The organism is Microbacterium sp. W1-4-2, assembly GCF_058349885.2.
Window position 1 is genome coordinate 419859 of the sequence record NZ_JBYRJC020000001.1, and the last position, 13032, is coordinate 432890.

Below are 13032 nucleotides of genomic sequence, written 5' to 3' on the forward strand. Positions count from 1 at the left end.
CGATCCTATCCGTGCTGTTCGGGCGGTCGAGGACAGAGCGGGATCATGGATACGGTTAGGCGCCGGCTGTGTGCCCGGTGAGTGTCCTCACGGGGATGTCACAGTGACGCACGGTAGCCTCTTGGGGTGCCCAGATCCCCTCTTTCCGGACGCTATCGCGCGGACCGTGCCGGTTCGCACGTAGCGCGGAAGCGTCGACGGCACTGGCCGTGGGTCACGGCGGTCGCCATCGTCGGCGGCATCGGCGCCGTCGCAGGTGTGTTCGCCGTGCAGGCGATCACGGTGAAGGACGACCTGATGACGGCGAAGGCCGAGCTGTCGTCGATCACGAAGTTCGTCAAGAGCGGCGACTCGGCGAAGATCAACGCGGCCGGTGACAAGGTGCTGCAGCTGACCCGCGACGCGAACTCGACCGTCCAGGGCCCGCTGTGGGAGATGGCCGCAGGCGTCCCGCTCGTCGGCCAGAACGTCGAGGCGGTCCGCAAGGCGACCGAGGCCACCCACATCCTCGCCGAAGGCGCGCTGCCGGCCGGGGTCAAGCTGCTGAGCTCGCTGCGCATCGACAAGATGTCGGTCAAGGGCGGCGGCGTGGACCTCGAGCCCATCGAGAAGGCCAGCAAGTCGCTGCCCGAGATCAACGACGCGTTCGCACGCGCCAAGGCCCAGCTCGACGGCGTCGACCGCTCCGCCCTGCTGCCGTTCGTCGAGAACGCGATCGGCTCGCTGTTCGACGTCATGGACCAGGCGGGTCCGGTGCTCAAGGACGTGCAGCACTACCTGCCGACCCTGCTGAAGGTCGCCGGCTCCGATGGCCCGCGCACCTACATGCTCGTCTTCCAGAACAACGCCGAGTCCCGCGCCGGGGGAGGGCTGCCTGCGGCCACCGCCATCGTCGACGTCGACAACGGCCACATCAAGCTCGAAGAGCAGACCTCGACGTTCACGTTCCCTCGCGACCGCCAGGTGATCTTCCCGCCCGAACAGACGCAGTCGATCTATGAGGCCGACACGTTCAAGGGCTTCGGCAACTTCACGCGCACCCCGGACTTCCCGACGACCGCCGAGGCGTTCGCGGCGCTGTGGCACAACACCACGGGCGGCCAGCTCGACGGCGTGATCTCGCTCGACCCGGTCGTGCTCTCGCACATGCTCAAGGTCACCGGGCCCATCAAGACGGCCGACGGGCGCCAGCTGACCTCGGGCAACGTCGTCGAGATGCTGCTGTACGACGCCTACGTGCGCTACCCCGGCAACACCGCGCAGGACGCCTTCTTCGGCGACGTCGCCTCGCGCGTGTTCGCCAAGATCGCGTCGGGCAGGTGGGACGTCATGAAGATGCTCGACCAGCTCGACGTGTCGATCAAGCAGAACCGGCTGCACACCTGGTTCCCCCGCAAGGCCGAGCAGGCGATGGCGGTGGAGCTGAACCTCGACGGCGCCATGACGAAGAACAACAAGAAGAACACCGAGGTCGGCATCTACATCAACGACTCGGCGTACAGCAAGCTCGAGTTCTTCATGAAGACGTCGATGAACGTGACCTGCGACGCGGCCAAGCGGACCGTGACGACCTCGATGACGATCGCCAACAGCGCGCCGCTCGAAGGCCTGACGAGCTATCAGCTCGGCATCCGCAACAAGCGGTACGGAATACCGCGTCAGTCGTTCGTCCAGGACATCATGTTCTCGGCCCCTCCGGGCGCCGAGATCACCAAGATCGACCCCGAAGAGGGCGATGCGTGGGACGGCCGGCGCAGCGGCGTCGAGCAGGGTCACGACGCACAGGTCGTGCGCATCTTCGTGCCCCGCGACGAGACCCGCACCGTCTCGTACACGGTGAAGCTGCCCAAGGGCCAGTTGGGCCCGCTGCTGGTGCGCAGCACGCCGACGGTCACCACGACCCCCGTGTCGATCGCGCCCACGTGCGACGCGCTGTTCACGAACTGACGACAGCACGGCCGGCGTGCGCGGTGCGGGCCGTCCGTGTCGTCGGCCGGTCACTCTTCGGCGGGCAGCTCGTTGTCGGGGGCCGCGGCATCCATCCGCTCGCGCCACGAGCGGGACTGGCCGGCGCGCACGACGCAGACGACGAGGATCAGCCAGCCGGCGCCTGAGAGCGTGAAGCTCTCGAACAGGGAGTTCGACAGCAGGGCCACCAGCACCAGCGGGGTCCACGCGTAGACGACGGCCCGGCGCTCACTGGCGACGAGCCAGGAGCGGATCAGGGCGATGCCGGCCATTCCGACGAACAGGAACAGCCCCACCCAGCCGACCTGCAGCACGAGGTCGGCGTACGAGTTCAGCGAGGTCGTGTAGTGCTTGTCGAGCGTGAAGTCGATCGACACGAACGGGTACTGCTCGACGGGCCATGTGCCGAACCAGCCGAAGCCCTCGACCGGGTGGTATCGCACGTACACCGACAGCACGCGCCACAGGTTGGCGCGGATGGAGAAGTCGGAGCCGGCCGCCGCGATGATCTGGTGGCGCAGGATGTATGCGGTGCCGAGTCCCACGGCGACGATCGCGCCGAGCACCCACTGCACCGACACCCGGTTGTGCGGGCGCACGTGGCGCACGAGTATGAGCGCCGCTGTGGTCAGCCCGACGCCGGCGGCGACCACGAGCACGGTGGGTGATCCGCTGAGAGCTGCGAGGACCCCCCCGACGGCCACCGAGAACACCGCGAGCCCGGGGCGGATGGATGCCGTGCGCCACTCCACCACGAAGGTGACCAGGGCGATGACCGCGACGAACCCGAGCATGTTGCGGCTGCCGAAGATGCCCTCGACCGGGCCGAACTGCGTGATGTTGCCGTCGATGCCGAACCAGTGCACGGGGGTGCGCATGAGGATGCCGATGACGATCTCGAGGGCCAGCGACAGCGACAGCAGCCACCGCATGACATCGCCGAGGGCGCGCACGGTCTGCAGCGTGTCGCGCACGTGCCCGATCACGATGGCGATCACCGCGACGCCGATCAGCGCCACCAGGCCCGTCACCGTGTCGGGCAGCGACGTGCTCCAGACGAGGCTCAGCAGCAGCCAGCAGACGAACACCAGCAGCGAGATCGGGACGAGGCGCAGGAACGACAGTTCGCGGCGCCGGGCCACCAGCATCCCGATTCCCACGACGCACAGCCCCGCGACGATCGTGATGTAGGTGACGGATCCAGCCAGCCATTGGATCGCGTGCGCCGCGAACACGGCCGCGAACGTGGCCAGGGTGAACGCGCGTGCCATCGCGGCCGACCGCAGCAGCTCGGGCAGCCAGCGGGGGTGGTGGGGCGTGGTCACCGGTTCACCGCTTCTCGGCGACGAGATCACCGCGCTCGATCGCGACCCGCTGCTCGATGGGGCCGACGCCCACGTGCGGCGACTGCTTGATCTTGAACGCCAGCATGGCGAGGAACATCCAGCCCCACAGCAGCAGCGGCTCGGACTCGGCGACGCCCTGGATGAGCAGCAGGGTGCCCACCAGCGTCGGCAGCAGCGTCAGTGGCGAGTACGGCCGGTCGTCACGCAGGTCCCATCGCGGTCGGTCGACGGCGAAGAACCATGCGCGCCACAGGAACGACAGGTACACCAGCCCGAGCAGGACGACGCCGATGACGCCGAGCTGCATCGACACGTCGATCCACATGTCGTGCGCCTGCATGACGGATTCGCCGTGGTCGATGATCCAGCCGTCGAAATGCGGGTCGCTCGGGATCCAGGGAGTGGCGAACCCCCAGCCGGCGACGGGACGCTCGGCGGTGCGGGCGAGCACGTCGTGCCAGATGCGGCCGCGGCCGGTGAGATCTGATGAGCGGCCCAGCGCCCCGAAGATCTGGTCGCGCACGAGCCACGCCGTGACCAGGGCGGCCAGCCCCACCACCACGAACGCCGCATAGCGCCGCGCGCGTGCGCCGGGCGTCTTCGCGCGGCGCATGATCAGCGCCGCGCACAGCACCGCGACGACGCCCACGGCGGCCAGGTACACGGTCGCCGACGACGCTCGGTACATCAGATAGGCGGCCAGCACGATCCACGCGCCGAACATGACGCGCCGCGGCGCCCGGGCGGCGATGCGGATCGCGAACACGACGATCGCCAGCAGGCACACCGCTGCGAGCGGGTTCGAGCTGCCGTAGATCCCCTGGATGCGCCCGCCGTTGAACAGGTTGCCGCGGCACCAGAAGACGATCGGGTCGAGGCCGTGCTCTTGGGGGATGACGAATCCTGGCAGCACCGGCCCCCGCACGAACAGCACAACCACGAGCTCGAACACGATCGACAGGCCCAGGCACCACTTCAGCGCCGAGCCGACCGCCCGCGCGACCTCGCGCCACGTGAGCACGGCTGCGACGAACAGGCCCTGAATCGTCGTGATGACCAGCAGTCCCCAGGTGAGCGCCGACACCCCGGGCCAGGCAGACCAGGCCATGGAGGCCCCCGCGAACACGACGTAGGCGACGACGAACCAGGGCAGGCGCCGCCAGTTCACCGGCGGGCGCACCACGACCCAGAGGACGATCGAGACGACGGCCGTCAGCGCGGTGATGACGCCGGCGACATCGGTCCCGAACGCGTTGATCACCGAGACGCCCGACAGGGCCAGGAACAGCACGAAGATGCACCAGCCGCGCAGCAGGATGTGGCTGGTCTTCTCGCGCACGGGCGCCGACGGCGCGGGCGCGGAGGGGTGCTTCGAGATCACGGCCATGGTGGAATTCAGGTTATCGTGCTGGTCCTGTGAACTCTGGGGCGCGCGGGTGTGCGGCGAGAACTGCTCGTGACCAGTTCGTTACCCTGGGCCGACACGCCGTCGGCGCGTCGCGAAGGTTCAACCGCGGGATGAGGCTTTAGTATCTGCGACTTGACCATCGCGAATCACACCTGTGTAATTATCTGCAAGCGCGCATCGCGTGGGGGGATAGCAGGTAGGAGAACGAGATGACGGGCGCACAGTACCGCTCAGGCGTTCCCGCAGATTGGTACGTCGATCCGATCGAGCTGGGAGTGCCGGGCGTCCGGCAGCCGGCAGAAGTGGACGATCCGCTCGCATGGCAGGCAGATGCCCTGTGCGCGCAGACCGACCCGGAGGCGTTCTTCCCTGAAAAGGGAGGATCGACCCGCGACGCCAAGCGCGTCTGCGCATCGTGTGAGGTACGTGATCAGTGCCTCGAGTACGCGCTGCAGAACGACGAGCGCTTCGGCATCTGGGGCGGGCTCAGCGAGCGCGAGCGTCGCAAGCTCAAGCGTCGCGCGAGCTGATCGACGTCACTGCTGGTCGGGCGAGGACGCGCACCGCGGCCGAGTCGGAACGCGTACACACCGTTTCGACTCGTCCGCCCGCTCAACGACCGGGGGTCGGACAGAGCGCGGCGCGTCGGGCGCACGGCGGCAGGCTCGGCGCTTAGGCTGACCGGGTCATGCCCGCCCGAGTACACGCCATCATCGTCGTGCGTCCCGATGCGCGAATTCCCGCGGCGCACCGTCTGGAACGGATGCTCGCCGCCCTGTCCGCGCAGACCATGCCGGTCGCCGCCGTCACCGTCGTGCTCTGCGGCGACGACCCCGACGTCGTCGCCTTCGCCGCGGCATCCGGCACCGTCGGCGTGCTCACGCTGCCGGCTTCCACCGGCTTCGCGACCGCCGTGGACCACGCCGCGCCGTCGGCCACTGCCGACGCGATCTGGGTGCTCGCGCAGGACACCGTGCCCGAGCCGGACGCGCTCGCGCATCTGGCCGCCGCGCTCGAGGTGGCACCCTCGGTCGGCGTGGTGGCGCCCAAACTCGTGCGGTGGAACGAACCCGACCGCATCGTCTCGCTCGGAGTGACGATGACCCGGTTCGGACGCACCGTGGGCCTGGCCGACGAGGAGTTCGACCAGGGGCAGCACGATTCGGCCGAAGACGTGCTGGGCGTCGACATCCGCGGCGCACTCGTGCGCGCCGAAGCCTGGCAGAGACTGGGCGGAATCGATCCCGCGCTCGCCGGCGCCGACGAGGGGCTCGACCTGGGCGTGCGCACCCGTCTGGCCGGTGGCCGCGTGAGCGTCGTGCCCTCGGCCCGGGTCGCCGTGCACGGCGACGGCGTCGCCGGACCCCCGGGGCTGCCGGCCGTCCGCACGATGGGCACCGCGTACGCGCGCCGTCGTGCGCAGCTGCACCGGCGCCTGGCCTACGCGCATCCGGTCGCACTGCCGTTCCTGTGGCTGTCACTGCTGCCGGTGGCCGTCTGGCGCACGATCGTGCAGCTCGTGGCGAAGACGCCGAGCCGCATCCTGCCCGAGTGGGCAGCCGCCGCCGTGAGCGTCATCGCGCTGCCGTCGCTCGGACGCGCTCGCCGGCGGATCCGCCGCGAAGTGCCGTGGGGCCAGCTGGCGTCGCTGCGCATCACCCGTGAGGAACTGCGCACCGGCCTGCGGCCCGACCTCGACGTGCGCGATGAGCTCGTGCGCCGCAACGAGCTGCGCTTCTTCACCGGCGGGGGAGCATGGGCCGTGCTGGCGGCGGTGATCGCGTCGGTGGCGGTGTTCCCGTCGCTGCTGGTGTGGCCTGCGCTCGGCGGCGGCGCGCTCGCCCCGCTGCGCTCGACGCTCGTCAGGCTCTGGGCGGATGCCGCATACGGTCTGCGGCCGCTCGGACTGGACGAGGTCGCACCGGCCGATCCGTTCTCGGCCGTGATCGCCGTCGTCGGCTCGCTCTGGCCGGGTTCGCCGTCCAAGTCGATCGTGCTGCTGTGGCTGCTCGCACTGCCCCTGGCCGTCCTCGGCGGGTGGTTCGCGGCGACCCGCATCACCGACAGGTCGGTGCTGCGCATCACCGGCGCGGTCGTGTGGGCGCTCGCGCCGACGTTCCTGGCCGCGCTCATGCAGGGGCGCCCGGCTGCCGTGCTCGTGCACCTGCTGCTGCCGTGGCTGTTCTACGCCGGATCGGTCGCCCACCGCTCGTGGGGCGCGGCGGGCACGGCATCCCTCGTCTTCGCGGCCGTGGCCGCATGCTCTCCGTCACTCGCACCGGCCCTGGCGGTCGCATGGGTCGTGTGGATGATCGTGCTGCTGATCGTTCGCCACGGCCACGGCGCGGCGCGCGTCGGCTGGATCATCGTGCCGGCGGCCCTCCTGTTCGTGCCCCTCGTGCTGCGGCAGCTGCGCGACGGCGACCTGTGGGCGCTGCTGGCCGACCCGGGCATGGTCTGGGCGGGGCCGCAGGCGCATGCCGACGTCGCCGGACGCGCCCTGCTCGCCGCCGGCTCGCCGACGATGGACCCCGGCGGCTGGGGTGCCCTGCTGCGCGGCGGCGCGTTCGGCGAGGCACTGGCGCACCTGGCGCCGGCCTGGCTGCTCGTGCTCGTGGCCCCGGTGGGGGTGCTGGCGCTGGCGGGCCTGTTCACCCGGCGGTGGCTGGCTGCGACAGTCATGCTCGCCGTGGCCGCGACCGGCATCGCGACGGCGTTCATCGTCGTCGGGATCGCCGTGACCGTCCGCACCGATGCCGCCGTCGCGATCTGGCCCGGTGCTGCGCTGAGCCTCGCCTGGATCGGCGTCGTGGCCGCCGCGCTCGTCGCGCTCGACACCGGATTCGCCCTGCGGGCATCGCCGGACGTCGACCGCGAGCTGACCGCCGGACGGCCGCGCGTCCTCGGCGCGTGCGCCGTGATGCTGGCCCTGGCGATCTTCTCGCTGCCCGCGCTGACCGCGCACGTGCGCGGCGCCTCGACGCTCACCGACGGTCCGGCCTCGACGCTGCCCGCGTTCGTGTCGGCCGTCGGGCGCAGCAACCCCGACGCCGGCACCGTCGTGCTTCGGCCGCTGGACTCGGGCGCCGTCGACGCCCGGGTGGTGTGGGGCGAGAGCGAGACGATCGGCGGCCAGAGCACCGTGCTCGACACGCGCACCACCCTGTCCGCCGGCGACGACGACGTGGCCGCCTTGGCCGCGGACCTCGCCACCCCGACCTCGTCGAACGTCGTCGAGCGACTGCGCGCCGACGGCATCGGCTTCGTGCTGCTCACGCCCGCCGACGCGGCCGCCGATCGCTCGCGCGCACTGTGGCTGACGGCCTCGACGGCGCTGAATCAGCGCTCCGGCCTGGACGCCGTGGGCAGCACGCAGAAGGGCACCCTCTGGCGGGTGACGGATGCCGTGACCCCCCGTGCTGCGGCATCCCAGGCGACCGACGGCATGGCACGCGCGATCGCGATCGTGCAGCTGATCGTCGTGGGCGCAGCACTGCTGCTGGCCGTGCCCACCGCCGCCTCACGTCGGCGCGCACGCCATCGGCCGCGCGTCGTGGGAAGGGAGCGATCGTGATGACCCAGCCTGTGCCCACGGACACCGCGCGTCCCGACACCCCGCCCCGCTCGACTCGCGCCGCACGCCTCAGCGCCGCCGCCCGGCTGACGGCAGGAGCGATCATCGCGGCCGCCCTCGTTATCGGCGCCGTCGGCGGCATCGCCTTCGCCTGGGAGCCGCACGCGAACCCGCCGCTGTCGCGACTGGTGGCGCCGGCCGCCGCCGACTCCGTGCTCACGTGCACGGGTCCGCTGCTGGCGATCGGTCGCGACGCGAACGCGCCGGGCAAGATCGCCGCCGCGGCGGCCGAGCACGTGACGGCGATCGGGGACGGGCAGAAGGCGAGCACCGTCACGACGTCGAACGTATCGGGCGACGCCGGCGCCACGCGCCTGGTCACCCCCGCGGCCGGCCGGGTGGCGCCGGTGGCGGCGGGTGCGGCATCGGCCTCGATCGCCGACCCCGACCTGTCGGGGTTCGCTGCCGCGGCCTGCGCGCCGGCGCTCATGGAGTCGTGGCTGGTCGGAGGATCGACCCAGACCGGCGCCGCCGATCTGCTGCTGCTGGCCAACCCCGGATCTGTCGCCGCGACCGTCGACCTCACGCTGTTCGGTGCGGACGGTGCGCAGACCCCCGGCGGCGGCAGCAACATCATCGTCGCCCCCGGCACCCAGCGCGTGCTGCCGTTGGCGGGCCTGGGGCTGCAGCAGGGCGCGCCGATCGTGCGCGTGACCGCGACCGGGGCGCCGGTGCGCGCGGCCCTGCAATCGAGCATCGTCCGCGGGTTGCAGCCCGGCGGCGTCGACCAGAGCGGCATGACGGCCGCGGCCTCGACCACGCAGGTGATCACCGGCGTGCGGGTCACGGCCGAGCCGCAGTCCGACCCCACGAGCATCGTGCGTCTGCTCGCCCCGGCCGACGACACGACGGCCGCGGTCACCGTCGTCGGAACGCACGGCACCACGGGGCCCGCGATGGAGGTGCCGCTGAAGGCAGGAGCGCCGGTCGAGGCCGAGCTGACTGCCCTGGCGCCCGGTGACTACACGGTGGTCGTCACAGCGGCTCAGCCCGTCGTCGGAGCGGTGTGGCAGGCGACCGGCACCGGCAAGGGCGACGACTTCGCCTGGGTCACCCCGGCGCCGGCGCTGCCCGCGGGCAAGGACGGCACGACGTTCTCCGTGCCACAGGGGCCGAGCCCGTCGCTCACGCTCGCGAGCGGGGCGAAGCCGACGTCTGTATCGATCGCGCCTGCCTCGGGCGGCGCGCCTCAGAAAGTTGCGGTCGAACCCGGGCAGACGGTCTCGGTCCCGCTCGGGGCGGGCGACTCGTATCGACTGATCACCGATCAGCCCGTGTCCGCGGCCGTCACGTTCTCTGGCCGGGGACAGCTCGCGTCGTTCCCGATCTGGCCGCAGGATGTGGCATCCGCCCCCGTCCGCGTGTATCCGTGACGCGGGGGACCGTCCCTCAGTAGAACCGGAAGCGCTCGGGCCCGAGGTCCCAGGGATCGCGGTCGAGGTACTCGGCGGCGGCCCGGAACATCGACCCTTCGATCACGATGCGCTCGCGCAGGTCGTCCCCGGGGCGCACACGGCTCAGGCGCTCGATCGGAATGCGATAGAGCACGATCCGCTTCGCCTGCCTGTCGACGAGCCATCGCGGAATGCCTTCGGGATCGGATGCCAGGGGCAGGTCGGCGATCTCGATCTTGACGTCGCGCAGCTCTTCCCACGCGGAGCGCAGGAACTCGGCGGCGGTGCCGGCGATCAGATCGAATCGCTCGTAACGGGTCTGCAAGGGCGGCAACGGCGGCCGGACGACGGGGCTGCGCCCCTGGCGGCCGTGGCGGCCGTGGCGCGCCGGAAGCGGCCGCGCATGCACAGGAGACCGGCGGCGCATCATGCTGTCCATCCTAGGTGCGGGCGGCATGCCGGGCTCATCGGTGGGGCGGGCTCGCGGGCGCGTCGTCGGCCACGCAACACGCGTCTCGTACAATCGAGGGGATGACCGTACTCTCATCGAGCCGTCCGCGCCGCGGGTGGTGAACCCCGCCCCTTGATCTGGTGTGACCGCTTCTCTCCGACATGGCTGACGTCCTGCTGACCCTGATCATCCCCGTGCGCCATGCCGGTCCCGAGCTCGAGCGCTTCCTGTCGTCCCTGGCGACTCAGCAGCTCACCGTCAGCACGGAGTGCATCTTCGTCGTCATCGGCGACGGTTCGCAACAGGGCCGGATCGCATCGAGCGTCGGCGCGCACGGCATCCGCGCCGAAGTTCTGCGGTCGTCCGGCGGATGCATCTCGGCGGCGCGCCGCGAGGCGTTGGCCCAGGCATCCGGCGAGTGGGTGACGTTCCCGAACGCGCGCGATGCCCTCGCGCCGGGCTACGTCGGCGCACTGCTCGCGGCGATCGACGCGCACGGGCCCGTCGCGGACTGCTTCGTGATGCCGAGTGCACCGCTGACCAAGCCTCCGGGGCCGACGCAGGACCATCGCGTGACGCCGGTCACGGTCGATGCGTCAGTGGCTGCGATCCCCTCGGATGTCACGAGGATGGCGTTCCGCAATCGGCCCGTGCGCGAAGGCGGCATCGCCCTGGGCTCATATGCGGACACCCTGCTCATCGTCGACCTGCTGCACGAGACGGGGCGTCCGGATGCCGTCTACGTCGTCGAGGGCGCCCGATATCTGCGACGCCCCATGCGCGGCGTCGATCCACAGACCGAACACGTGCGCAAGAGCAGCGATCGCTACCTCGGACTGGTCACGGCGGTGGCCGAGCGTCTGGACGATCGGAGCGACACCTGGGTGCACCGCCTGCTCGTTCGGGAGCTGTTCCGGCTCATCGAGTTCGAGAACACGACGACTAAGCGTGCAACGGTGCTCGACGGCGCGGCCGGCGATGCGTTCCGGGAACGACTGCGCTCACTGCTGTCGTCCTTCGACCGGCGGCTGTTCACGCACACCGGCGATCCGAACGGGTTCGACGAGCGGCGAGACACGCTCATGGGCCTGGCCGGCCGGGTCGGCGTCGCCGAGGTCGCGCACATCCTGAAGGTCGACGAACGCAGCGGACTCGTCGAGCTGCGCCACACCCGCTGGAGTTCGGTCGCAGACGAGCAGTTCGGTACCGGGGGATCCCGGCGTGCTCCTGTCCACGGCAAGCACCGAACGGTGGACGCCTTCGGAGCGAGCGCGTTCGAGCAGCGCATCGCGTGGGTGAAGGTGGATGGGCTGAAGGGCTATCGCGTCGACGGCGTCAAGGTCGACGTTCGATTCGCAGACGGTACGCGGCTGCCCGCCGTCGGCGGCGGAGCCGCGATCGCCAAAGCCTTCGCACGGGCCGAGCGGCGGGCCGTGCGCGAGCGCCGTCGCTCGCGTGACGCCGCCACGCGCATCACGCGCGCGCAGAGGTTCCTGCGGCGGTCCCGCGAGACGTGGCTGAGCCGGGCCGCGGCGGTCCGCGTTCTCGCGCGCACGCCCGGCGTCGCTTCGAGATATCGGGATGCCTGGCTTCTCATGGATCGCGCCGACATGGGGCGTGACAACGCCGAGCACATGTATCGCTGGCTGCTCGAGCACCACCCCGAGATCAATGCCTGGTTCGTGCTGCGTTCCGATTCCCCGGACTTCGCACGCCTGAAGTCCGAGGGGTTCCGTCTCGTCGAATACGGCTCTCTGCACCATCAGCTTCTGCTCAACCACACGAAGCAATATCTGTCATCGCACGTCGGCATCGATGTGAGCCGGCCGATCTTCGACCGCTACCTGCTGCGCAACGCCCCGTGGACGTTCACGTTCCTGCAGCACGGCGTGATCCACAACGATCTGTCGATCTGGCTGAACAGGCAGAAGATGCGTCTGTTCGTGGCATCCACCCATCAGGAGTTCGAGGGACTTGCGGGGGACGGCTCGCCGTACGTCTTCACGGACCGCGAGGTGCGGCTCACGGGGCTGCCGCGGTTCGACAAGCTGCGCAAGATCGCCGATGCTGCGCCGGTGGACCGGCGCCGCACGATCGTGATCGCCCCGACGTGGCGCAACGGTCTGTTCCAGCCGCCCGAGCGCGCGGGCGAACTGCGCAAGCCCAAGCCGGGGTTCCGGGAGTCGCCGTTCATCCAGTCGGTGCTCAGTGTGCTCAATGACGACCGCCTGCGCGCGCTGGCCGAGCAGGGCTACGCGGTCAAGTTCGTGCCGCACCCGAACCTCGCGGCGCATTTTCCGTATGCGGACGTGCCGTCGTTCGTCAGTGTCACCACGTACGACTCCACCGATGTCCAAGAGCTCATCGGCACGGCGGCGGTGTTCCTCACCGACTACTCCTCGGTCGCGTTCGATGCCGCCTTCGCCGGTGCCGCCGTCGTCTACATGCAACTCGACGAGGGCGCGATCTACGGCACCGACCACACGCTGCTGCCCGGGTATTTCGACTTTGAGCGCGATGGATTCGGCCCGGTCTGCAAGACGATCGACACTGCGTTGCAGGCAGTGACGGATGCCGCTGGCCGAGGGGCTCCGTCGCAGTACCAGGACCGCGCTCGGGGCACGTTCGCGCACTGGGACTCGAACGCCTGCGAACGCGTCTACGACGCTGTCGTGGGGCTCGACGGCGATCGGGACGACGCGCGTGAGCCGGTGCGCGCCCGGGAGACTGTATAGGATTGGCGAAGTGCTCCTGGGGGCACATGTCTTGCCCTCGTCCTCAGGAGAATGAATGCCGGCGACACCCGTGTCTGCGACTCATGCACGATTCCG

At 70.4% G+C, this 13032-nt stretch carries 8 protein-coding genes; 5 read left to right on the forward strand and 3 right to left on the reverse strand.

Annotated features, from left to right (window positions below; translation table 11 throughout):
- Positions 1-126 precede the first annotated feature (126 nt).
- Positions 127-1947: a DUF4012 domain-containing protein gene (locus AC3RX0_RS01795; protein ID WP_491504231.1), complete on the forward strand. Its 1821-nt coding sequence runs from the start codon at positions 127-129 to the stop codon at positions 1945-1947.
- 50 nt (positions 1948-1997) lie between these two features.
- On the opposite strand, the gene AC3RX0_RS01800 is transcribed toward AC3RX0_RS01795, so the two are convergent.
- Positions 1998-3293, reverse strand: a complete 1296-nt coding sequence (locus AC3RX0_RS01800) for an O-antigen ligase family protein (RefSeq protein WP_491504232.1) — start codon at positions 3291-3293, stop codon at positions 1998-2000.
- A gap of 4 nt (positions 3294-3297) precedes the next feature.
- Positions 3298-4701: an O-antigen ligase family protein gene (locus tag AC3RX0_RS01805; protein ID WP_491504233.1), complete on the reverse strand. Its 1404-nt coding sequence runs from the start codon at positions 4699-4701 to the stop codon at positions 3298-3300.
- Positions 4702-4931: 230 nt separating this feature from the next.
- Here AC3RX0_RS01805 and AC3RX0_RS01810 point away from each other — a divergent pair, with 230 nt between their 5' ends.
- The 3 genes from AC3RX0_RS01810 to AC3RX0_RS01820 all read left to right on the forward strand — a co-directional run bounded on the left by AC3RX0_RS01810 (position 4932) and on the right by AC3RX0_RS01820 (position 9729).
- Positions 4932-5252, forward strand: a complete 321-nt coding sequence (locus AC3RX0_RS01810; RefSeq protein WP_491504234.1) for a WhiB family transcriptional regulator — start codon at positions 4932-4934, stop codon at positions 5250-5252.
- Positions 5253-5410: 158 nt separating this feature from the next.
- Positions 5411-8296: a glycosyltransferase gene (locus tag AC3RX0_RS01815; RefSeq protein WP_491504235.1), complete on the forward strand. Its 2886-nt coding sequence runs from the start codon at positions 5411-5413 to the stop codon at positions 8294-8296.
- Entirely contained in the window at positions 8296-9729 is a 1434-nt protein-coding gene (locus tag AC3RX0_RS01820) for a DUF5719 family protein (RefSeq protein WP_491505352.1), read from the forward strand. Before AC3RX0_RS01815 ends, AC3RX0_RS01820 begins: the two co-directional genes overlap by 1 nt.
- A gap of 16 nt (positions 9730-9745) precedes the next feature.
- Here AC3RX0_RS01820 and AC3RX0_RS01825 read toward each other — a convergent pair whose 3' ends face one another.
- Positions 9746-10180: a hypothetical protein gene (locus AC3RX0_RS01825; RefSeq protein ID WP_498165839.1), complete on the reverse strand. Its 435-nt coding sequence runs from the start codon at positions 10178-10180 to the stop codon at positions 9746-9748.
- A gap of 182 nt (positions 10181-10362) precedes the next feature.
- On the opposite strand from AC3RX0_RS01825, the gene AC3RX0_RS01830 reads away from it, so the two are divergent.
- On the forward strand, positions 10363-12936 hold the full coding sequence (locus AC3RX0_RS01830) for a CDP-glycerol glycerophosphotransferase family protein (protein ID WP_491504237.1): 2574 nt from the start codon (positions 10363-10365) through the stop codon (positions 12934-12936).
- Positions 12937-13032 lie beyond the last annotated feature (96 nt).

Coding starts and splice junctions, on each gene's coding strand:
- AC3RX0_RS01805 (WP_491504233.1), bottom strand. CDS start 4,701: ATGGCCGTGATCTCGAAGCACCCCTCCGCGCCCGCGCCGTCGGCGCCC.
- AC3RX0_RS01810 (WP_491504234.1), top strand. CDS start 4,932: ATGACGGGCGCACAGTACCGCTCAGGCGTTCCCGCAGATTGGTACGTC.
- AC3RX0_RS01815 (WP_491504235.1), top strand. CDS start 5,411: ATGCCCGCCCGAGTACACGCCATCATCGTCGTGCGTCCCGATGCGCGA.
- AC3RX0_RS01820 (WP_491505352.1), top strand. CDS start 8,296: ATGACCCAGCCTGTGCCCACGGACACCGCGCGTCCCGACACCCCGCCC.
- AC3RX0_RS01825 (WP_498165839.1), bottom strand. CDS start 10,180: ATGATGCGCCGCCGGTCTCCTGTGCATGCGCGGCCGCTTCCGGCGCGC.
- AC3RX0_RS01830 (WP_491504237.1), top strand. CDS start 10,363: ATGGCTGACGTCCTGCTGACCCTGATCATCCCCGTGCGCCATGCCGGT.